Origin of the sequence: Blastopirellula marina (assembly GCF_002967765.1) — a bacterium.
Lineage (GTDB): Bacteria > Planctomycetota > Planctomycetia > Pirellulales > Pirellulaceae > Bremerella > Bremerella marina_A.
On record NZ_PUHY01000012.1, the window covers coordinates 855,670 to 877,690 of the forward strand.

The 22,021-nt window shown below is 53.2% G+C and carries 19 protein-coding genes; 9 read left to right on the forward strand and 10 right to left on the reverse strand.

The window, feature by feature from the left end:
• The first annotated feature begins 165 nt into the window (after positions 1–165).
• Together C5Y83_RS20025 and C5Y83_RS20030 are read left to right on the forward strand one after the other, a co-directional pair.
• The gene (locus C5Y83_RS20025; RefSeq protein WP_233207291.1) at positions 166–1,158 is read left to right on the forward strand and encodes an endonuclease/exonuclease/phosphatase family protein; all 993 of its coding nucleotides are present in this window, start codon (positions 166–168) and stop codon (positions 1,156–1,158) included.
• Positions 1,159–1,377: 219 nt separating this feature from the next.
• Entirely contained in the window at positions 1,378–1,905 is a 528-nt protein-coding gene (locus C5Y83_RS20030) for a hypothetical protein (protein ID WP_105331517.1), read from the forward strand.
• Between the two features lie 61 nt (positions 1,906–1,966).
• Here C5Y83_RS20030 and C5Y83_RS20035 read toward each other — a convergent pair whose 3' ends face one another.
• A complete protein-coding gene (locus tag C5Y83_RS20035; protein WP_105331518.1) occupies positions 1,967–2,941 on the reverse strand; it encodes a HEAT repeat domain-containing protein in 975 nt (324 codons plus the stop codon).
• 174 nt (positions 2,942–3,115) lie between these two features.
• On the opposite strand from C5Y83_RS20035, the gene C5Y83_RS20040 reads away from it, so the two are divergent.
• Positions 3,116–4,291, forward strand: a complete 1,176-nt coding sequence (locus C5Y83_RS20040) for a formylglycine-generating enzyme family protein (RefSeq protein ID WP_233207292.1) — start codon at positions 3,116–3,118, stop codon at positions 4,289–4,291.
• A 4-nt stretch (positions 4,292–4,295) separates the two neighbouring features.
• On the opposite strand, the gene C5Y83_RS20045 is transcribed toward C5Y83_RS20040, so the two are convergent.
• The gene (locus C5Y83_RS20045; RefSeq protein WP_158262424.1) at positions 4,296–5,576 is read right to left on the reverse strand and encodes a glycosyltransferase; all 1,281 of its coding nucleotides are present in this window, start codon (positions 5,574–5,576) and stop codon (positions 4,296–4,298) included.
• A 16-nt stretch (positions 5,577–5,592) separates the two neighbouring features.
• On the reverse strand, positions 5,593–6,408 hold the full coding sequence (locus tag C5Y83_RS20050; protein ID WP_105331520.1) for a 3'-5' exonuclease: 816 nt from the start codon (positions 6,406–6,408) through the stop codon (positions 5,593–5,595).
• 166 nt (positions 6,409–6,574) lie between these two features.
• Between C5Y83_RS20050 and pepT the strand changes: the two genes are divergently transcribed.
• Together pepT and C5Y83_RS20060 are read left to right on the forward strand one after the other, a co-directional pair.
• Positions 6,575–7,831 (forward strand): peptidase T, encoded by a 1,257-nt coding sequence (pepT, locus tag C5Y83_RS20055; protein ID WP_105331521.1) that lies wholly within the window; start codon positions 6,575–6,577, stop codon positions 7,829–7,831.
• Between the two features lie 174 nt (positions 7,832–8,005).
• The gene (locus C5Y83_RS20060) at positions 8,006–8,905 is read left to right on the forward strand and encodes a glycosyltransferase (protein WP_105331522.1); all 900 of its coding nucleotides are present in this window, start codon (positions 8,006–8,008) and stop codon (positions 8,903–8,905) included.
• A gap of 121 nt (positions 8,906–9,026) precedes the next feature.
• Here C5Y83_RS20060 and C5Y83_RS20065 read toward each other — a convergent pair whose 3' ends face one another.
• Entirely contained in the window at positions 9,027–10,133 is a 1,107-nt protein-coding gene (locus C5Y83_RS20065) for a hypothetical protein (protein WP_105331523.1), read from the reverse strand.
• Between the two features lie 516 nt (positions 10,134–10,649).
• On the opposite strand from C5Y83_RS20065, the gene C5Y83_RS20070 reads away from it, so the two are divergent.
• Positions 10,650–11,969 carry a flavin-containing monooxygenase gene (locus C5Y83_RS20070; RefSeq protein WP_158262425.1) on the forward strand — a complete coding sequence of 440 codons (1,320 nt, stop codon included), beginning with the start codon at positions 10,650–10,652 and terminating at the stop codon, positions 11,967–11,969.
• A gap of 89 nt (positions 11,970–12,058) precedes the next feature.
• Positions 12,059–13,702 carry a sulfatase gene (locus C5Y83_RS20075; protein WP_105331525.1) on the forward strand — a complete coding sequence of 548 codons (1,644 nt, stop codon included), beginning with the start codon at positions 12,059–12,061 and terminating at the stop codon, positions 13,700–13,702.
• Positions 13,703–13,772: 70 nt separating this feature from the next.
• On the opposite strand, the gene C5Y83_RS20080 is transcribed toward C5Y83_RS20075, so the two are convergent.
• On the reverse strand, positions 13,773–15,254 hold the full coding sequence (locus C5Y83_RS20080; RefSeq protein ID WP_105331526.1) for a sulfatase family protein: 1,482 nt from the start codon (positions 15,252–15,254) through the stop codon (positions 13,773–13,775).
• 241 nt (positions 15,255–15,495) lie between these two features.
• Here C5Y83_RS20080 and C5Y83_RS20085 point away from each other — a divergent pair, with 241 nt between their 5' ends.
• Positions 15,496–15,858, forward strand: coding sequence for a YciI family protein (locus C5Y83_RS20085; protein WP_105331527.1), 363 nt, complete (start codon positions 15,496–15,498; stop codon positions 15,856–15,858).
• Here C5Y83_RS20085 and C5Y83_RS20090 read toward each other — a convergent pair.
• From C5Y83_RS20090 to C5Y83_RS20110, 5 genes are all read right to left on the reverse strand, one after another.
• Positions 15,855–17,468 carry a DUF4038 domain-containing protein gene (locus C5Y83_RS20090; RefSeq protein ID WP_105331528.1) on the reverse strand — a complete coding sequence of 538 codons (1,614 nt, stop codon included), beginning with the start codon at positions 17,466–17,468 and terminating at the stop codon, positions 15,855–15,857. The two genes, C5Y83_RS20085 and C5Y83_RS20090, sit on opposite strands and share 4 nt — an antisense overlap.
• A gap of 138 nt (positions 17,469–17,606) precedes the next feature.
• The gene (locus C5Y83_RS20095) at positions 17,607–18,053 is read right to left on the reverse strand and encodes a tellurite resistance TerB family protein (protein WP_105331529.1); all 447 of its coding nucleotides are present in this window, start codon (positions 18,051–18,053) and stop codon (positions 17,607–17,609) included.
• A gap of 61 nt (positions 18,054–18,114) precedes the next feature.
• Entirely contained in the window at positions 18,115–18,558 is a 444-nt protein-coding gene (locus tag C5Y83_RS20100; protein ID WP_105331530.1) for a tellurite resistance TerB family protein, read from the reverse strand.
• A 255-nt stretch (positions 18,559–18,813) separates the two neighbouring features.
• A complete protein-coding gene (locus tag C5Y83_RS20105; protein WP_146117848.1) occupies positions 18,814–19,749 on the reverse strand; it encodes an SRPBCC family protein in 936 nt (311 codons plus the stop codon).
• 200 nt (positions 19,750–19,949) lie between these two features.
• Positions 19,950–20,273, reverse strand: a complete 324-nt coding sequence (locus tag C5Y83_RS20110; protein ID WP_105331532.1) for an ArsR/SmtB family transcription factor — start codon at positions 20,271–20,273, stop codon at positions 19,950–19,952.
• 272 nt (positions 20,274–20,545) lie between these two features.
• Between C5Y83_RS20110 and C5Y83_RS20115 the strand changes: the two genes are divergently transcribed.
• Positions 20,546–21,961 (forward strand): DUF2254 domain-containing protein, encoded by a 1,416-nt coding sequence (locus C5Y83_RS20115; RefSeq protein ID WP_158262426.1) that lies wholly within the window; start codon positions 20,546–20,548, stop codon positions 21,959–21,961.
• Positions 21,962–22,021 lie beyond the last annotated feature (60 nt).

Below are 22,021 nucleotides of genomic sequence, written 5' to 3' on the forward strand. Positions count from 1 at the left end.
CCGCCCCACTGTGCGCGTGGGGCATGACAACCCGACGAGTAGCTTTCTCAGGTTGCCAATTGCCTGGCCAAGTCCCAAGGACCAGCGATAACGGCAACCGTGTAGTTCGGACAATACTTCAGGGACAAAATACTCGACCTTTTGTGGGTCGCAGGAGAAATCGCGGTGAAACGAGTTAGTGCCTTGCTGTTGGCCATCCTTGCTGGTGGTGGCGCTTGGTTCTTCTTTCAGAACTATCAGATCGTCGGGCTTGAAAACCTGGTGGTGGTGCCGCGCAATGCAGCAGCCGCGCCGGAGGGGCCCGGCGATGCCGTGCCGGGAACAGTTCCCACGATGGCACGCAAGCAAGACTCGATTCGCGTCGCATCGTTCAATATTCAAGTCTTCGGAGAAACCAAGTCTGGAAAGCCAGAGGTGATGGCTCGTCTCGCGGAGATCATTCGCCAATTCGATGTTGTCGCGATCCAAGAGATCCGTTGTAAAGATGACGGCTTGATTCCTCGATTCGTCGAGCTCATTAACTCGACCGGCAGGCACTACGATTTTGTCATCGGGCCTCGTCTTGGTCGTACGCAAAGTAAAGAACAATTCGCCTACATCTTCGATACTGCGAGTCTCCAAGTCGATCGTTCTCAGGTTTACACCGTGCAAGATCCGCTGGATGTACTGCATCGCGAACCTCTCGTTGCGTGGTTCCGTGTGCGTGGGCCAGACCCGAGTCAGGCGTTCACCTTCACGCTGGTCAACGTTCATGTTGATCCCGACGAGGTCGACCAGGAAATGAACGTGATGGACGATGTTTTCCGCGCCGTTCGGGATGATCCTCGCCGAGAAGACGACGTGATATTGCTGGGGGATTTCAATGCTAACGAATCGAAGATGGGCCAGCTCGCAACCATCCCAGGCATCAATTGGGCAATCAGCGGCTTAACCACAAATACCCGCGGTACCGAGCTGTACGACAACATCTTTATGCAGCGAACCGCGACCAGCGAGTACACCGGCCGCAGTGGCGTGTTCGACTTCCTACGCCAATACAATCTCACGTTAGCTGAAGGTCTGGAGATTTCGGACCATCTGCCAGTCTGGGCTGAGTTCAGCATTTATGAAGGCGGTGCCGCCCAGCCGGTGGCAACCTTACCTCAAGAAAAACGTTAGAGATCGTTCGTGAACGCCCGATGGTGTTACGCCCCACTTCCGACTGTGCTGTCTCTTCCAACGCTCCCATGTCTATGTCTCGAAGGTAGAGACCTTTGGTGTCTTACGCCGCTTCGTAGTCACGCTGACGGACTTTTCTCTGGCAGTTGCCATCGTTCGTTGCTAGGTTGGAAAAAGCTCTGGCTGAACTCGACTGCCATTTTGCGAGATAAGCATCGAATGAAGTTCCGCGTTGGCCTTCGCACGATCCTGTTCGCTATCGCACTCATCGCGTTGGGATGTGGGTGGTATTCCTCGCATGCGATTACCAGGCAAAAAGAGATCAACGCAATTCGTCAAATTGAAGCCTCTGGGTATACATTGGCGAGCCGGTTTCTTTACGGCAGCATCGCTCCAATGGATCTCTTGGAAGCGAACATCAACATCATCTACGCCGACAACACTCCTTCCCTTATGCTGCCCGTCGCTAATCTCCTCGGGATAGAGGCATTCCACTCCGTCGATACGGTCGTCATCAAGACTCAAATCGATCAAGATGTGGTTTCACAACTAGGCGAATTTGATTCGCTTACCTATGTCATTTATCGCCCAGGGCCTTGGGACGGACAATCAAATACGGACCGCGAAAGTGCCAAACTGTTAGCGGAATATGCCGTCCGTCATCGAAGTGTCCGGGTCTATGTTTCTGAGAAGTTATATCGTTACCTGCCAACAAAAACGCGTGGATGTCTTCATTTGATCGAGTAATCACAATGGCTTAGAAGCTCACTTGCTATGTTCGTTTTCGATATACACCTAGCTAGAGGCATTATCTCCACTCCGTTTGAAACAGGCGTTGAAGTTCGTTGCTGCCGGTTGCCTCGACGGCCGCTTCTGTCCGCTGACGAATCCCTTCCACTTCGCCGTTCAGCCGCAGTGCCTTCACCGCATCAGCCGCCGTTCGCAGATCGCGGGCATGGATCAGCGAAAGTAAAAAGTCTTGCGAGTCGCTCGAACGCAACAGGCCGATGCAAAGCAATAGGCTCTCGCGAACACCCAGTTCGACTCGGTGCCCCCAGGTATCACGTAGCAGATCGAACGTTCCAGGTAGATTCGCCTCTCCCAGAGCGAGCGCGGTTTGCACGCACACGTCGGCATCGTCTGAACTCAGAAACTGCTTCAGGAAATCAAGTCCTGTCGCCTGCTCAATTTTCAGAAAGGCGGAACAGCATTCGCCATGCACTTCGGCTTGGGCATCCGCGAGTTTCAACTTCATGCGTAGCAGCGGTCCCGCCTCAGGCTGTCGTAATGCACCTAACGCTTGGGCAGCACCTAAGCGAGCTTCCGGCCATGGATCAACCAGCAACATCGCACAGTGATTCAAGACTTCTAGCGTCGGTACAAAATGGATCATTCCGATTGCGCTGATCCCCCGCAACTCGGCGGCTGAATCGCGTTCCCCTTGCCAATGTGGTTCGAGCTGTTGCGTTGCAATACCGTCACGAAAGAGGTCGGGATCGGAATACTCGATCTGAACCAACGCTTTCATGATGGCGGTCTTGGCGAGGCAACCAGGATCTTTTTTCAAAGGATTGCGTTTGAGTCGCCGATACGCCTTGATCAAATCCGGAGCGAAGGAGCCGTCTTCGGTTTCAGCAATCAATTCGCCGGCACGCTCGATGATTCGATTCGAGGAATCTTGCAGAGCCTTAATCAACTGAGAGCGTGTTTCCGGCGCGGCCATATTCGACCGCAGTTGATTCAAAGCTTGCAATTGCTGACCAAGGATGTCGGGTTTGTTCATCTTTTCACCGAGGGGCGATTCGAAGTATGCCACTAGCTTAACCGACCGCCGAATAGACCCAACCGCCGCCGCCGATCAGCCTGCGAAAACTACATCACGAATTCTTGTTGACAAAAGTGATTTACGCGGGATATCATCGTGACAAAGTTCCTTCTAAGCTTTTCGGAGTCCACTATGTTTACCATCCGTTCCCTGTTTCCGATGGTGCTGCTGACGGCAGTCTTGCTAGGTGATACTCAGGCCCAAGAGATCGTTGGCATTCAAAGTGAGCGACCCGAGTCAGGCCCGTTTGTTCAGGTCGAGCAAGGTTTCATGGTTCCTTACGAGATCACAGTTCCGAACTCGACGGCTAAGCTGCGAATGGTTCCAGTCCCTGGCGGAACGGTCAGATTGGGCAGCCCTGACGATGAAGCTGGACACTCAGCGTCCGAGGCCCCGGAGGTTACCGTTACCCTCGATCCCTTCTGGATCGCGGAAACAGAGACGACGTGGGGGCAATACTATCCCTTCATGGCGATGTACGACATCTTCAAGGCGTTCGATCGCGAAGGAATGCGAAAGGTAACCGATACCAATCGTGTTCACGCGGTGACCATTCCAACGCCATTGCATGATCCGGGATTCACCTTCAAATACGGGGAGAATCCGGAACTACCGGCGATCACGATGACGAATTATGCCGCGCGTCAGTACACCAAGTGGCTCAGCGGAAGCTCTGGTCAACAATTGCGCCTGCCAAGCGAAGCAGAGTGGGAATACGCTGCCGCTGGTGGCGCGACAACGGCTTATCACTTTGGCGACAATCCCGAGAAGCTGGCCGAGTATGGTTGGTTTGTCGATAATTCGGAAGAGCGACCTCATTTCGTAAAGGAAAAGCTACCCAATGCATTCGGTCTATACGACATGCATGGCAATGTCTGGGAGTGGGTGCTCGATCAATACAGTGACGAAGGGTACGAACGCCTGAGTGGCAAGATGGTCTCTGGGGAACAAAGCGTGAATTGGCCGACGGAGATCGAGTCGATGATGCTTAAAGGAGGTGGCTGGGACGACAAGGCGGTCGATTGCCGCCTGGCCTCCAAGCTGGAAAGTTCCGAAGAGGATTGGAAGGGCGAAGATCCCAGTAGGCCCCTGAGCCCATGGTGGTACACCGATCCAATTTCGACCAGCGTAGGCTTCCGTATTGTTCGCCCCTTGAAGAAAGACGTTTCGCCGGAAGCGTTGGCCAAGTATTACGATCCGAAGATCGAAGATCTCGAATTCGATGTCGAGTTTCGCCTCGAAGATGGCCGTGCCGCGCTTGGTTTGGCTGACCCGGAACTGCCAGCTGCGATCAAGCAACTGAAGTAACAAATTACTCGGCGGTTGACTTAGCGATGTGCTTCGCATTCGGGAGTGGCTGTTTCGAAAGTAAGGCCTGCTCAATGAGTTCGGCTGCCACCTCCGGACCGTCGAACTTGGCCAACGCTTCCGCAAACTGAGTTGCTTTCGCTTGATACAAATCCTCCTCAAGAATGCGTTTCAGTTCTTGCTTCAATCGAGCTGTCGTAACTTGACGCACGGGAATGCAACGCCCGTTTCCAAGGTACTCGACACGCTTCGCGACGCCAGGCTGGTCGTTGGTCACCGGTAAGCAAAGCATGGGGATGCCGTGGGCCAGACACTCTAGAGCCGTATTCAGTCCGGCATGGGTGATGACCAGCTTCGCTCGCTCCAATAGGCGAAGCTGTGGGGCACGCTCTACCAATAGCACATTGTCCGGTAGTTGTCCCGGAAGGTCGACTTGCCCGCCCCCTTTGCTCAGCACAACTTGCATCGGTAAATCTTTTACCGCTTCGATAATACTTTGGAAGACATTGCTCAAGTTGTTTTGGAGCGTGCCCATCGAAGCATAGATGAGGGGACGGCCATCAAGCCACTGCCAGGGAAAATCGACCGCGGTGTCGTCCCGTTCTGACCGATGCCAGGGGCCTGTGTAATGCAAATTAGGCGGATAGAACGTGCGAGGGTACTCGAAAAAATCGGGCTGTTGAGCCACATGAACGACGCCACGGTTGAACTCACGAATCAACAGCAAGGGATCGGCGGACTTTCGGTCGTTTGCAAACCAGTAATAGGCCGCCAGCACCACATGCTTGGCCATTTCATTTCGAAGGCGTCCATACCAATCGTCTCGATAACTCCAAGCCAGAGGAGGTGGTGGAATCAACGGATCCCAGTACACGGCCAGGGCGTTGCATGCCACGGCATAGGGAAGTTGACGACGATCCGCTTCGAGTGCCGGAACGGGACAGACCTGATCGACCACGAGCCCGTCGAAGTTCAATGTATCGAACGCCGCAGGAATGTACTTTTGGGAAAGCTGAGAATGGAGCGAGTAGATCTTGCCCGTTTGCATCATCGCTTGAAAGCCACTGGTGGTTCCAAGCACGCGGAAACCTTCTTCCAGTTCGGCGTTCAGCGGATCATCTGTGCCTAAAGGATAGAAAGGAAGGTTGGCTCGCGCGACAATGCTTTCCGCACGTTGGCACCCCACCATGGTGACCTCGTGGCCGCGACGAGATAGTTCGCTGGCCAGCGTAGTCATCGGATTCAGATGCCCAGGGACCTCAGGACAAAACAGACCGATCTTCATTGCTGCCTGGCTCGACTCATTCCCAAGGATTTTCCCAGTCGCCCCAGCCATCGAGATAGGTTTGATAGATCGGCGTCTCGGTTGTCCGCTGTTCAAGCCAATGTTTGGTCTGCTGGATGAGTTCCTGTTCGCGCTCCAGCGTCAGCTTGCCCAACAGTACGCAGCTACGTAGGAACACAAAGTAGGTATCAAGCACATCGCAGCGGCAATACTCGTTGATCTCTTCTAGTTTGCCGGAGTGGTAAAGATCTTGGACCATCCAACCTTCGATTTCCATCTTGCCCGGCTTGCCGAGAAGATTGGCAGCCAGGTTCAAGCCGCCAGTGAAACGACTAGCTCCGTAGTTGGTCAGGACGTCGTACAGATCGAGGTGCGAGTCGGTGTTGTAGCGATAACGCGATTGCTCGAAATTCTTCGCATTCAAATTAAACCAGTCCGGTACGCTCAGACCAAAGCGAAATGCGGCCAGTTCCATTAAGGGAATGTCAAACGCCCGACCGTTGAAGGTGACAAACGTGGGGCGTTTGTAGGCTTTCCAGCCACGCCAAAAATGTTCCGTAATCACCGGCGGCCGAAACTTGGGGGCGTCGAGCACCACCTGATCGATGAGATTCAAATCGATATCGAGCTTGGCGATTGCCACCGAAACGGGCACTTGAAACGTATAGGGAATGAAATCGCTTCCCTTTTCCGCCATCAACTCGGCGCGAAATTTGTTGACGGCGTCTTCTGGCGAAAGTCCTTCGTCGGGATATTTCAATCGCGAAACGAGTTGACCATCGGCGACCGATTCGACATCGAACACCAGGTATCGTACCGCCGCTTCCGACATGGTTTCTGCCTTTTCAAGTTAATGAGAATCCGCACGCATGAATTGCTGGCTACAACCTAGCACAACATGCCCATCGAAACGACGGGAGAAAGGGACCATATCTGTTGGATTCAGGTCAGTTTCACTAAGCTGAAGGAAACGAATGTTGCCAAGCTAAGGAACCGCCATGAGCCGTGAACGTCTGCTAAACCGTTTTCTGAAATACACCCAAATCGATACCACTGCCGGTGAGCCAGGTGAGAAGTATCCCAGCAGCGATGGGCAACTAGTTCTCGGAAAGTTGTTGGCTGAAGAGATGCGTGAAATGGGGATCACCGATGCCGAGCAAGATAAGTTTGGTTTGGTCTATGGGACGGTGCCTGGCAAGGTGAGCAGTTGTCCGATTGTCGCGTTGAATTCGCACGTCGATACATCGCCTGAAACGACGGGAAAGAATGTCAAACCGAACGTTATTCATGACTATGCCGGCGGTGATATCCAGCTTTCAGGCGATCCCAGCAAAGTGATCACAGTTCGAGAAAATCCTGAGCTGAACGATCTGCATGGTTGCACTTTGATTACGACTGATGGAACAACGCTGCTTGGTGGTGATGACAAAGCAGGAATCGCGGTCATCTTAGAGGCAGCTCAGCGATTGTTAGAAAACGATTCGCTCAAGACCGGGCCGCTAAAGATCTTGTTCACCTGCGACGAGGAGATCGGCCATGGCGTCGATCATGTCGATTTGGAACGACTAGGAGCAGATGTTTGCTACACGCTGGATGGACCGGGGGCGAACGAACTGAACGCTGAAACGTTCTCGGCCGATTTGGCAACCATCACGGTGAAGGGGGTGAACATACATCCTTCGATCGCCAAAGGGCGGATGATCAATTCGATCCGCGCAGCAAGCTCGCTCGTGGCTAAACTGCCGGTCGACAAACTTGCTCCTGAATCGACTGAAGAGCGGGAAGGTTTTATTCACCCTTATATCGTTCATGGGGGTGTCGCTGAGACTATCGTGCACTGCATTCTCCGCTCGTTTGAAACCGACGAATTGACCAAGCAGGCAGAGTTGTTGCGGACTTTGGCTCAAGAAGTTGAAGCGGAGTTCCCAGGCTGTGAGATTTCAGTTGAGATCACGCCCCAGTATCGCAACCTGCGAGATGGCCTCGATAAGGAGCCGCGTGCGGTTCCGATTGCGGAGCGAGCTCACCAGGAACTTGGTCGGAAGGTGAACAAGAGTGTCATTCGAGGTGGCACCGATGGGTCGGCCCTGACCGCTCAGGGACTGCCAACCCCGAATCTTTCAACTGGTCAGCACAATCCTCACTCGCCGCTGGAATGGGCCTGCCTTGACGAAATGGAGCAAGCGGTCGAGCTGGTTTTGAAGCTGCTAGAGCTGTGGGCAACCGAACCGAAAAGCCCGTCTGCCAGCAGCTAGCAGGGGAGCAATGCCAGTTTCTGCCAGCGTCATCGTTGGTTTTGAGGCAAAACAGGTAAACTTGTGGCCGCTCGCAGTCCGAATATTTCTGACGTGAGCCCGGCCATCTACCCCACACTCTCATGCGATTTGGCATTCCCCCTAAAACAGGCCGCGGCAGAAGGATGAGATTCTGTGCTGAAAGTCTCTATCGTCATCCCGAGCGTCAACAACGCCCGCCGATTAGAAACCACCTTAGTTTCGCTGTTGGAGAACCGTCCAAGCGACTGCGAGATCGTTGTGCCTCATTGCGGCTACTACGACGATCCGTACGACATTGCTGACGAAGTCCGCTTTGTCGAAGTGCCGGCAGCGAGGACCGAGATGGAACTGCTGGCCGTTGCCTGGTCGATGTGCCGAGCTCCGGTCGTGCATACATTGGCCGCCGGTGCAACCGTCGAAGCTGGTTGGCTCGATTCGGTTTTGCCTAAGTTCGATCGGGCAGAAGTTGGTGCGGTTGTGCCAGCGACCCTTTTTGCCGAACAGGACCAGCCGATCTTCGGTGTCCAGGCCGACGCGATGGGCGTCCGCGCTGCTGGCACCGCTAGCGAAACGCAAGGGCCAATGTGGCAGGCAGCGTTCTATCGATATTCGCTTCTAGAGGCTCTAGGAGGCTTCTGCACTCGTTTGGAAGAGTATGCCGATTTGGATGTCGCCTTGTGGGTCGCACAAGCTGGTGGTGTCTGTCAGGTGGCTCAGGACTGTCGGATCGAAATGAACGATCCATGTGATGTGAACCAGGTGACGACTCAGCGAATTCGCTTGGCGAAGACCCTGCAGATGCGTCATCAAAACTGGTTTGCCGCTCAAGGGAAGAGCAGCGGAAAGCTGGGCTGGCTGTCACGTAGCGTAGGAAGTGGCTCGTTGTCGACAATGATGTCTGCGTTGACGGCCAAGGCGGACACCAGTGCCGCTCAGCATCGTTTGCCCAACTTAGATGAGGTGCGCGCGGTAATCGCGGGTCAGGGGCAGACCTTTCGTTTCCAACCACGTCAAGAAGATCAACACACGCAACTTCACCGTCACGCTGCGTAACACTCGAAACGCCGGGTAACCGGTCTACTCGTTCGCTGCGTAGAAGTTGACTCAAAAAAAGCGAGGCCGGAACCATGGTTCCGGCCTCGCTTTGGTATGTAGTTGACGTAAATGCCTGAACTCAGTTGTTCGAGGCTTCCAGCTCTTCGGCACCAGCTTCTTCCTCTTCGGCCTTGGAAGCATAGAAGAGGTCGCGGGTTGCTGTCAGCAGTTGGTAGGCTTCCGACTCGCCTGGCTTTTCGTCGATCTTGCGACAGAGCGATTCCAGCATCGGTCGACCTTCCGGCCAGCGAACCGACATGATCTTCTGGCAATCTTCTAGCAGTTGGTAGATGCGAGCACGAGTAACACCCAGGTTACGTGCTTGCATGCGGACACTTTGTGGCGAACCTTCGATGCCAAGTCGACCAGCAGCCAAGTCATGAACCGTTTGCCCAGCGTCGACCAGGATCTGGTTCAGCATTGGGCGAGTCAGGTGATCCATCACGTCACTTCGGCTGATCGGTGTTTCACCCACCAGACGTTCCAAGCCCCAGGCCTGCAGGACTGGTACGAACTTAGGACGCAACAAGATAGCCAGATGCGGTTGGCCCTGAGCCAAGTCTAGCGTTTCGTGAACGCGGTAGAAGACTTCCAGAACAACGCGAATTCGTTTCTCGCCGTGCGTCTTCAGACGACGGATCTCGGCCAAGCTGTGCCCCATATAGAACTCAAGTGGCGTGTTCCAGATGACCGTTGGCAGCTCCACTAAGGTCGGGGCCAAGCGACCGAGGCATTCGTTGCCGAGGTTGTGACGGCGAACCGTTTCTCGCCAGCGAAGCCATAGCACCTCAGAGACGAGCGAAGGATCGAAGTTGCCTTCGCCATCAAGCGGGCTCTTCGTTGAGAAGCTATCGTCGGTGGCAACTTCTGGAACGGCCACGTGCGAGGGCTCGAAACCGGCGTCTTCCTTCGTCGCACGGTTCAGCAAAGTGACCAGCGAACTGATCTTCTTCTGACCGATGCCTGGCGTAGCCGAGAGCTCTTCAAATGGCGTGGCGAGCAGGTCTCCGATCGTGCGACCCAAGAAGGCCAGCGGAAGGCGACGATCGTTGGGAAGGGCCCAGTATGCCAAAGGCTTATCGAGACGATCCGAGTACTTAGTTTCTTCCAACAGGCGGCGCTTCACTTCATCAAAGCTATTCACCAGCTGGAAATCTTCGGCCGAAGTGATTTTATTGAAACGCATTCAATGCCTCTTCAAATCGTGACCACAACTTGGGTCGAGTTGCGTGGGCAACCTGCGGTCGCCCTAAGGGTTAAAAACAGCCCAGGAAATGTTCCGCGCTCCCTGGGTTAGATATCGCGTGAAATTCTATTCTAGTCTTACCAAAAAGAATTTCGCTACCTAAGAAACAAATTATTTCGAAAATTAACCAAAAGGCCAGTAATCTTATGTGGAAAACCGCTAACAGTCCCTAAATTGGTTCCCAAGGGGGGTAGTGGATTGCCTGAAGTAACAAATGTCACAGTGTTTACGATCACAAGGCAAAAATTATGGAAATAACCAATTCTAACTTTAAACACCGAGTGTTGCGGAATGTGTCGGTAAAATATCTACAATCAAGTGAAAAATATCTCTGGCTACTATGTGATCAGCTTTTGCTAGAGGAATCTCAAACAAGCTTCCAGATAGATTTATGGAATCTAATCTTCCGCTGGTCTGATCCTCACTCGATTATCAGCACTCGCTACAATGGTGGCCATGAATCATCCATCTGATCTCCAGGTGCTTGTTATCGGAGCTGGCCCATCTGGGCTCGTGACCTTGAAGACCTTGCGCCAATTAGGAATCAATGCAACATGCGTTGATCGAAACGAGCGAATTGGAGGAAATTGGGATATCGAGTCGCCGTTCAGCAGCGTTTATGAGTCGGCCCATCTGATTTCGTCTAAAGGGATGACCCAGTTCGCCGATTTCCCGATGCCCGAGGAGTACCCCGAATATCCCAGCCATCATCAAGTGCTAGCCTACCTCAACTCCTACGCGGAACGGTTTGATTTGGGTCAGTATATTCGCAAAAAAATCACCGTTAATCGAGTAGAAAAGGTGAATGATGGCTGGATCTTAACCATTTCCCCCTCGGACGGTTTGTCCTCAACAGTCGAGAAATACAATGCGATCGTCATTGCGAACGGGCATCACGCAGAGCCGATGCTACCAGAGGCGGTTGGCGAATTCTCTGGAGAGGTATTACACGCGCACGCTTATAAACATCATCGCCAACTTGCGGATCGCCGCGTCTTGGTCGTAGGGGCTGGAAACAGTGGCTGCGACATTGCTGTGGAAGCAGCTATCCATGGGAGATCGGCGGCGATCAGCATGCGGCGTGGATACCATTTCTTTCCCAAGTTTATTCGAGGAAAGCCCGCCGATGTGGTGGGAGATCGGGTGCGACGCTGGCCGATCCCTCGTTCCTGGCAGCGGCTTCTATCGCAGTTTGTCGTTGATTGGACGATCGGACGTCCGCATCGCTATGGATTGCCGAAGCCAGAGCATCGACTGTTTGAAGCCCATCCGATTATCAACTCGCAATTGCCTTATTACGCAGGGCACGGCAAGTTGTCAGTGTTTCCCGATATTCGACTGTTGGACGGCAATGAAGTCGAGTTCACGGATGGACGACGGGAGACGTTCGATACGATCATCTACGCGACCGGGTATCAGCTGACGTTTCCATTCATTCAGCCAGAGCTACTCAATACGGTTGATGGGATCCCTCAGCTTTATCTGCACGCGTTCCATCCCACTGATGACACACTGTTTGTCGCGGGAATGATTCAGCCCAACAGCGGCCAGTGGCCTCTGACCGATTTGCAGGCGCAAATCATTGCTCGTTACCTGAAGGCAACTCAGAGTGAATCGACGTCGGCGGACGCATTTCGCGAGGAGAAACGATCCGTCCAAAGTGCCGCGACATCGCGTGAAGGCTTTCTGGCCACGCCGCGTCATCGTTTGGAAGTCGATTATTTCGAGTACCGACGCACGCTGCAGAAGATTATTCGAAAGTTGGATGCGACCTAGTTGGTGGGTTAGAATGCACGGCATGCATTTGCGGTTTCAACAGAGGCCGTCGCCGCCCTATCCCACCTTCTGAAGGATTGCCCCTCCTTATGAATCGCCTACCAACGATTGCGCTGGTAGCTTTGATTCTTAGCACGCTGGTTACCTACTTACCGGCTGCGGAATCGAAGCGTCCGAACATTCTCTTTGCCTTCGCCGACGATTGGGGAAAGCAGGCCAGTATTTATGGTCAGCTTGAGCCTGGCGGAATCAATGACGTTATCCAAACGCCTCATTTCGATCAGATCGCCAAGCAAGGTGTTTTGTTCAAGAACGCGTTTGTAAACGCACCTTCCTGCACGCCTTGCCGTAGCTCGCTCCTTTCAGGGCAGTATTTCTGGCGAACTGGGCGGGGTGCGATTTTGCGAGGCGCGGTCTGGGATCCGACGATCCCCAGTTATCCGCTCCTGCTAAACGATGCCGGTTATCACATTGGTCAGACCTACAAAGTTTGGAGCCCTGGTACGCCGGTTGATGCTCCGTATGGAGGTCAGAAGTTTGCTTACGAAAAAGCAGGCGGGGCCTTCAATCAGTTCTCGCAGCGAGCAACTGCCCTCGTTAAGAAAGGCAAGTCGGTTGAAGAAGCGAAAGAAGAGCTGTACGGCCAGGTGCGTGGCAACTTCAAGGCGTTCCTCAGTGCCCGAAACGAAGGGGCGCCCTTCTGTTATTGGTTCGGTCCAACCAACGTCCATCGCAAATGGATCGCTGGAAGCGGCAAGGAACTGTGGGATATCAACCCAGACGATCTGGAAGGAAAGATGCCGAAGTTCATGCCCGACGTTCCTGTCGTGCGACAAGACTTAGCGGATTATCTTGGCGAGATCCAAGCGTTCGATGCCGCGCTCGGGATTTTGGTTGAAGAATTGAAGCAAGCGGGAGAGCTCGACAATACGATCATCGTGGTGAGTGGCGACCACGGCCCGCCTGGCTTTCCTGAGGGTAAGTGCAATTTATACGACTTTGGAACGCACGTTGCCCTGGCGATCGCTGGACCTGGTGTGAACGGAGGTCGCGTGGTCGATGACTTTACGATTTTGCCAGACCTGGCTCCCACCTTTTTAGAAGCTGCGGGCGAACCAGTCCCGGATGTGATGACGGCCAAAAGTCTGTGGCCGGTGCTGATGTCGGAGAAGGAGGGACTTGTCGACCCGGCCCGTACCGCGGCATTTACGGGACGCGAACGCCACGTCGAGATGGCACGGACAGGAAATAAGCCGTATCCAATGCGAGGGATTCAAACGGCTGACTATCAATTAATTGTCAACTTTCGGCCAGACCGTTGGCCAATGGGCAACCCGTACAATTTGGATGGAGATAATCCACCGACCAAGGATGAGTTGACCAATCAAACCTCGGTGACTTATCCCGACGACGATGCAAGTCCGACCAAGGCATTCCTGGTGATGCATCGAAACGATCCGGCGGTGAAGCCGCTGTATGAGCGGAACTATGGGAAGCGACCGCGAATCGAATTGTACGATTTGAAGAAGGATCCTAGTCAGATGACCAACGTGGCAGACGATCCGAGCTATGCCAAAGTCAGAGCTGAATTGACCAAGCGTTTGATGAACGAGCTTGAGGCCAGCGGCGACCCACGGTTGATCGAAGATGGTAAGTTCTTCGAGACACCTCCTATGGCAGGTCCGCTCCCGGATGACGTGCCGAAGCCGAATCGGCAACGTGCTCGGAAGTGATCAAAACAAAAAAAGGGCCTGCTTGATTGGCAGGCCCTTTCTAACTGGGGTCGTCGCTTTACGGAGCGACTTACTTTTCCGCTTCAATTTGGGCAAGCAGTTCTTTCAGTTCGTTGAACTTCATTTGATTCGCTTTGGAAACATCGGCCGTTTCACCTGGATCTTTGGCAAGATTGTACAGCGACAACTTGCTGTTCTTGTTACGGCCTTCGCGAACTAGCTTCCATTCGCCGACGCGTAAGCCAATTCCGCGTGGGGCTTCTTCCACAACGTAGTCGCGACCCTTCGCATCAGCTTCGCCGAGCAACGTTTCCGGCAAAGCTTCGCTATCAGGTAGAGCACCCTCAGGAACTTCTTGCCCAACGATCGATGCGAATGTAGCACCTAAGTCGGTCGTAGTGATCATCTTGTCCGAAGTTTGTCCTGGCTTCACGACCTCGGGCCATTTCACGATGAATGGCGTTCGGGTTCCCCCTTCAAACGGAGTGTATTTGCCACCACGATAAGGGCCAGCCGGCAGGTGATCTCCCAGTTTTTCGACCGCACCATCTTTGTAGCCGTCGTCCAGTACAGGACCATTATCACTGCAAAAGACGATCAATGTGTTCTCGGTAAGCTTCAATTCGTCGAGTGTCTTCACGAGTTCACCCACACACCAGTCGAGCTGAACAATCGCATCACCACGCAGGCCTACTGAAGTCTTGCCTTGAAATCGTTCGTGCGGCATTCGAGGGACATGCGTGTCGTGAGAGGCAAAGAACAAGAAGAACGGCTCGTCCTTGTTGGCTTTGATCCACTCGTTCGACTTTTTAACCCATTCGTCGGCTAGGTCCTCGTCGCGCCAGCGAGCCGCGTGCCCGCCGGTAAAGAACCCAATGCGACCGATGCCGTTGTGAATGGTGTTGTTGTGTCCGTGGCTCCAGTCGAGCTTGAGCGTATCACGCGCTGTCACGCCAGTCGGTTGACCGTCTGGATTCTTGTTACCAACCCACAGCGGATCGTTGGGATCGAGATCGCGAACGCGATGGTTTTCAACATAGACGCTTGGTACGCGATCATTGGTCGTGGGTAGGAGAAAGCAGTAGTCGAAGCCAATCTCCAGTGGGCCTGGTTTCAGTTCGCCATTCCAGTCGGGACCTTTTCCTTCGCCAAGGCCCAGGTGCCACTTGCCAACCACGGCCGTTTTGTAGCCAGCCTTTTGCAGAACTTCTGGGAAGGTTTCGGTCGATGGTTTGATAATCGAGGTAGCGTTCGGCGGAGCGATCCCGGTTCCTTGCTGGCGAAAAGCGTACATGCCGGTCAGAAACGCGAAGCGGGTCGGTGTGCAGGTTGAAGTCGAGCAGTAACCACTGGTGAACCGTAAACCGTCGCTGGCAAGGGCATCGATGTGTGGTGTCGGGATGGCCTTCGAGCCGTAGCAGCCAACGTCGCCGTAACCGAGGTCGTCTGCCATTATGACGATTATGTTAGGCGTCTTCGTTTCCGCAGATCCGGACGAGACAAGGCAACTAAGCACAATGCAGCATGTCAGGGCATGAAGCAGGGTCTTCATAAACCGATATCTTCCTAATGAGAGTGTCAGAGGGGAGCAGATAAGGTGAAACGTGACTCCTATTCTAACCTAAAGTTATGCGCAATATCTAACGTTCCATGCCATGGTGGGGTAAGGCAAGATGATCAATATTGATGAAGATGGTCGAAAACGCACATCGCCATTCGACGATTCCATGAACAGCAGACGATCTGATCTGCGATGTGTCAGTGGACCCATTTTGTCTAAGAGGAAAAGCTCGATGAAATACATCTTGCTGATGTACCATACCGAAGGTGTTTTCACGCCTGAAGAATTGCCGCGGGAAATGCAGTACTCCTTGGAACTGTGCAAGGAGCTGCATGCCAAAGGGCAGTTCCTCGGAGCTTCACCTTTGCTGCCGGTTAGTGCCGCGACCAGTTTAAGCAGTAAGTCCGGTCGACTCGACGTCGTCGACGGTCCATTCGCCGAAACCAAAGAACAGCTTGGTGGCTATGTATTGGTCGACGTTCCGAATCTGGACGATGCGATCGAGGTAGCTCAGAAGTTTCCGGCGGCGAAACGAGGAACGGTCGAGATCCGTCCTTTGTTCGAGTTGGAGGGGATTCCGAAAGTAACCGATTAGTTGGCTTCCCCAACCAGAACCCAGTCTTGCTGGTCAGGAGCCTGGAATTGGCCAGGCCTCTTGGCGTCGGCCGCGTTGCGTTTGCCGGTGCGCGGATCAAACCAGAAGAAATTTTTCACGCGAGCGATCTTCGACGTGTCGAGTACGACCTCGCCACCTACCGGCAAGTACGCCACGAATAGGTTGCCGTTGTCCGATCGCGCGGCCGAGATATGCTCGGCAGGCCTTTGTTTTCCGTTAGGTGACTTGACCACATCATTCGCTGGGCGAAGCTTCCACCAATCCAAGCTTGTGAAAAGCCGTGCCAGATAGCCCATGTCGGTACTGCCTGGCAGATTGATCGCTTCATTCCAGGGGTTGGCAATGCCAGATCCGCCATGGTTCTGCGGTGTGTTTGGTTTTGTTTCCCAACTCCAAACGCCGTGGGCACCATAGCTGACGCCGGCGGTTGGAGCGTTAAGTAAGCTCCAGTAGGCCGCTCGGCGAACGTTGTAAGCGGGATGTGGCTTCTTCGAATTGTATGCGATGTGCCCTTCGTAAGGAGGCTCGGAGTTGATGATTGGACGCGGCGGATCGTTTTGCCACAGCTTCGATGGCGGACCGGAATGAATCCAGCTTAATGCGGCGTCGCTATCACCGTGACCACTTTGATAGATCAGCACATCGAGCCATTTCTCATTCGTGAACGAATCGAAATGCCATTGCATGCCTTGGGGGTGCAAGGTAACCGGAGCATGATGCCGATTGGCAAACACCGCTTTGCCGATCGCTTTCCAATGCTCGGCCCGTTGGCCACTGTAATTCTCATCACCACCGAGAAACCAGAGCACATCGTTGCCGCCGTATCGTGCTTCGATGTACTTGGCCAGCTTGATTGCTTGATCGGTGGGAAGTTTGCCGGGCGTATAGCTTTCGTCTCCCAATGCCCAGAGCATCACAGGCGCTGCCAGGAGATTATGCTGGTTCACAGCGTCGATTCTGGCATCGAGCCGCTTGAAGAATTCGGGATGAATCTGGATCGCTTCACGTCCCTCGTAAGCGACTTGACCTTCCTGGTTTTTATAGGCCGTGCGCCACTGGGTAGTAACGAGTTGAATAGCCGTGAAGTGCTTCGCTTGGCGATCACTGAGGTAGGAGTCCCAGTCCTTTTCATCGGAAAGTAGGGCACCGTTCCACGCGGTATCCGCGAGCCAGAAGAAAGGAGTTCCGTCGGCATGTTGAAGATACCGTCCGTTTGTTGAGACCTCGATCGGACCATGCTGCTGAAAGATGGTCTGCCCGGTGTTTTGCACACAGCGGAAGTTGCCAGACTGATTGCTTAGGCCAGAGTAATAGGCATCAGAGCTCGTACTGAATTTCCAAATCCCGATCTCATCCGGCTTAAAGCGGACCTTCCAAGTACGACCGCCATCCCAAAAGGTCCGTCGCTGAAAGATTTTCCCAGATGGACTGGTCAGCGTTACAGAAACGTCGGCAGATTCTGGCGTCTTGTCGGATGCAGTGAACGAATGTTCCCAGCGATCCCACTTGCCCACATCATCGCCTAGCAAGCGTGACGACGTGAATTCCAGAAAAACGAGCGACACCACGATAAGAAGCAAAAAACGCATCGGAGCGAACTCCCTGAGAGGCGAGCATGTGGGGAAGAAGCTTCAACGAGGTGGGGCTCGTCTTGGAAGGACCATTCCGCGATATCGCGGAATGGTCCGCAGGTTAGTAGGTTTTGGCAAAAGCCGACTTGAGGCGAGTTAGCCCTGGTTCTTGAAAACCATGACCTGAACGATCGTTTTGGCTCGCTGCGAGTCCAATTCGAGCTTGATCATGAGGTCGTCAATAAAGGCCTTTTCATCTGCCTCGACGACACCATCCGCGAGGACGATATCGCATGCGTTGGCGAAAGCGGTCTCGCGTAATTCAGGAGGAACTGCAGGAATCGCCGATGCGATTAGTTTCTCAGGACCACCTCGCTTCAAAATGCCGAGCAGACGATCCATCATCGAGTTAAATCGATGAGGAGGAACATTTTGGTACATCTTCATGCGTGCCAATGCGGTAACCAGAGCGCCAACTTCTTCGTCGGCAATATGGCCATCGCAAGCGGAAGCCGCCAGCAGCGTGCCTGCAAAGCCTTCTTGAGGGCCGAATTGCTCAGGTGCGAAGGAGGAATCGTCGAGGACATCATCAAATAGTGACATAGGGATTTCCAAATCGTCTAAAGGTTCGATTGGCGATTGCGCGTTGCCGTTGTGCTTGGTACTAGCCTTTGTTCTTAATGACCATCACTTCGGCAATCGTCTTGGCAACCTTGGCGTCGAGCTGCAACTTGTCTCGCAGTCGTTCCATGAACACCTTTTCGTCTTGTTCAACAACTCCATCGGCCAGCACAATGTCGCACGCATTCGCAAACGCCGCTTTACGCAAGTCCTTGGGAAGCGTTTCCGTACAAGCATCGATCAGAGCGTCGACACCTTTCTTTTTCATAAAACCATGCAGCTTGTTCAAGGTTTTTCCGTACTGTCGTCCGTCGTACCGTTGGAAAAGTTTCATGCGGACTAGGCAGGTGATTAGGCCGTTGACTTCATCATCGGCGATGTGCCCATCACATCCGCTGGCTCCCATCAGGATGCCTGCGAACGACTCCTGCGGTGTGAGTTTGGAGGAGCTTTCCATTCCTCCGAACAGCGAGTCCAATAGTCCCATCGTGTTGGTTCCCTCTATTTAAGCTGGTACTTGGAGATAAGATGATTTGATAACGGAAATAGGTGTTCGTTGGGTCTCTTCAAATCTTGGAATCATTTCACCAAGAAAGTTGTCAATCAGGATGTCTATTACCTAATGTCCATATTAAACGGTTTCGTTTCTAAGGTCTTCCAAAATTCCCCTAAGTTGTCAAATTGCAACATTCCCCGTTGACGAGAGTTTGCCATGAATTAAGGGGGGAGTCTTCTGCCGAAGTTACCTCAAAGGAAGATAGATCTTCGTGCACCACTGATCGATTGGCAGCTCGTGTGGATCGTTGGTGTAGATTTCGAATGCACTACAGCCACTTTGTTTCATTCGTTTGTAGCGAACGTACTGATTCGCGGCGCTCCACCCATTGCCCAAATGCTTGTAGTCGCCAAGATGTTCGACACAAAGTGCTTTCAGTTCGGGGCACGACCAAACCTCCAATGGCGCGGTCACCGACTTGCTTTGATCATTGGGAACGATCTTGCCAACTGTGTAATCGCATGTCTGCGACTTTAAATTGAATTTGTGATAGGCCGACATCAATGCGCCATCATGGGCAATGCCATGCTTTTCGAGCAGCGGTAGCAGCTCGCTGACCGCAGCTTCCATCGATGGTCCGATCGCTTGAAGGGAACATGACTTTCGTATTCCAATCATTGTGATCGGAGCGACTTGCTCTACGCCAAGGATTTTGGTCTGCGAGTGAACCGTTCCGGTTTCGATATACTCCTTGAGCATCTTCAGGCCACGATCGTAGTCCATGCTGATGAACGTCTGCATCATGGACTTCATCCAAAACATGAACCAGGGAAGCGAGCCATCCATCACCCAGGTAAGTTTCGTGCCATTGCCTGTTCGCTCGATGTCGAATGCGACATTCGATTGCGATTTAAATGGTTTCAAAAATCGGATCTCGTCATCGATCCGCCGATCGGCTTCCAGTTTGACGTGTTCGATCTCGCCACTGCCGACGATTTGACCTTCCCAGGCATAGGTCGATCCGACTGAGTTCGAGTTCTCGCTGACCGTCACCTTGGCGGTTGGTTCCGAACAGAGCCATGGACTCCAACTTGTCCAAGTCTTGTAGTCGACAACTTTCTCGTAGACAGTTTCCGGCGAGGCTGCGATCTCGATCGATCTTTCGACGTGAAAACGGGGCATAACGGTAGCCGTATAGCGTGTGATGCAGAGAAAAGCAAATAGGATAAGAAGTTCTTGGCAGTCGAGATTATGGTGCCCAGAATGGGCTACGTCAAAGATTTTCGTTCCCAAAAGAAGGGCATCTTCGGCCCATTCATTCGATCGAGAAGTTGATAGGCAGAATCACCCTGGCAAGGGGAATATCTTGAACCAAGAGTCCCCTACGACTGATCCAAATCCAACGAACAGCAGCCGAAATCGATGCGGCGAGTCTGGGTTTCGGTGGCCTCTTGTCCGCAAGCGACAACATCGGGATGCAGTTGGTAGATGACGAAGCGACCTTGCTTCTGCGACTGGACGACCTGAGCGTGGCGCAAAACGCCTAGATGGTGGGAAATCTTGACGATTTCTTCACCCAGCTTCTCAGACAAATCGCTGACGTTCATCGCCCCTTGAAACAACTGTTCCACGATACGGAGCCTATCCGGGTCGGCCAGGGCTTTGAGACGCGTGGCACACAGTTCGTATTCGAGCTTCTTCTTCATCGAGCGACCGCGAGACTTTCCGATGCCGTCAACAATTGGCTTTTTAAGGATTCGCTAGGGCCAACGGCTGTCGCCCCAATTGTAAGCAGAAACGGCTTGATTCACCAGATGAACGCTCGGCCAACGATCGGTTCAGGACAACTTCATCGAATCGTCTGCGATTCGTCTTACGGAACATTGCGTGTATGATCGAAGTGCCCGAATGGGCCTGTGATGGTAGGTTGAACTAATTCGACGAAGTGGCACCTTTGATGACCGCAAATGGAAAGTGGATGAATTTATGGGACCGAGCCCGCTCTAGCCTGTGGTTTGTGCCGATTCTCTGCACGTTGGGGGGCATCATGTCCGCCGTCGTCATGTTGGCGCTGGACTATGCCTGGAAGAGTTCGTGGCAACTTCCCTTCTGGTTAGAGACCACTACCGACGGTGCGCAAACGATTCTCTCGACCATCTCAGGCGGGATGATCACCGTGGTTGGTGTGGTGCTTTCCATGACCATGGTGACGCTTTCAATTACCTCCTCTCAGTTTGGTTCTCGTGTGCTCCGTAGCCGTATCCGCGATCGGACGACGCAGTGGACCATCGGTGCGTTCCTCGGAACCACCGTCTATAGTCTGGTCGTCCTAAAGATGGTCCGTAAGATCGGGGAAGATGATTTCCTGATCCCCCATTTCTCCGTGATGGCGTCAATTCTGTTTGCGATTACCAGCTTGGTGATTTTGCTCTACTTCATCCATCACATCACCATGATCGCTCAGGCTCCAGAGATTGTGGCCAGCTTAGCGAATGACCTCAATCGTTCCATTGAAACGATCTTCCCGGAGAAGATCGGTGACCCGCCACCAGACGAAGCATCACCTCACGTGAAGGTAACCGATGCCCAGCGAGATGCGATCCGTGATGGCATCACAATTCGGTCAAAGGCGGAAGGGTATATCCAGACGATTGAGGCGGACGAACTGTTATCGTTGGCGGTGAAGCATAACCTGATCATTCAACTTCCTAAACGTCCTGGTGACTTCTTGGCACTCGAAGAACCAATTGCCCTTGTCGCAGGATTTCAGAACAAAGATGAGAAAGAACTGACGCTGGCCATCAACGAAGCGTTCTATCTCGGAAATAGTCGTTCGCCTCGGCAAGATGTCAATTGCTCAGTGCACGAACTGGCTCAGATGGCCGTGCGTGCCCTTAGCCCTGGGATCAACGATCCCTATACCGCGGTCAATTGTATCGATCGTTTGTCGGCGGCTCTTTGCCACTTGGCACGCCGAAAAATGCCTGATGCGAATCGATTCGATCCTGATGGGAACTTGCGTCTGGTGGTGGATCGCCAAAGCTTCTCCAGCGTAATGCACGCTGCTTTTGATCAGATCCGCAGCTACGCGACAAGCAGCGTCGCCGTTTCTCAGCGGTTGATGGAATGTTATTTACGAATCGCCGACAATGTTAGCGAACCGGAGCAAGCTGACGATGTATCGCACCAGGCTCGATTGACGCTGGAAGGTGTGCTTGAGGCCAAGCATCACCCGGCCGACGTGCATGTCCTGCACGAGCAGTTCAACCGTTTGAATAAGCAACTTGAGCCGCTTAAGGCGAAGCTGACCTCGCAACCAGAACAAAAACAGGCCGATTCGGAGAAGCAAGAGACGCGCAAAGAAGGAGAGGCCAGTGGCGAGGTGATTGGTTAGGTTTTCCTGTTCAACGGAGGATCTGCGGAAAAATCTTGCCCTTTCGGCGGACATTCTTCG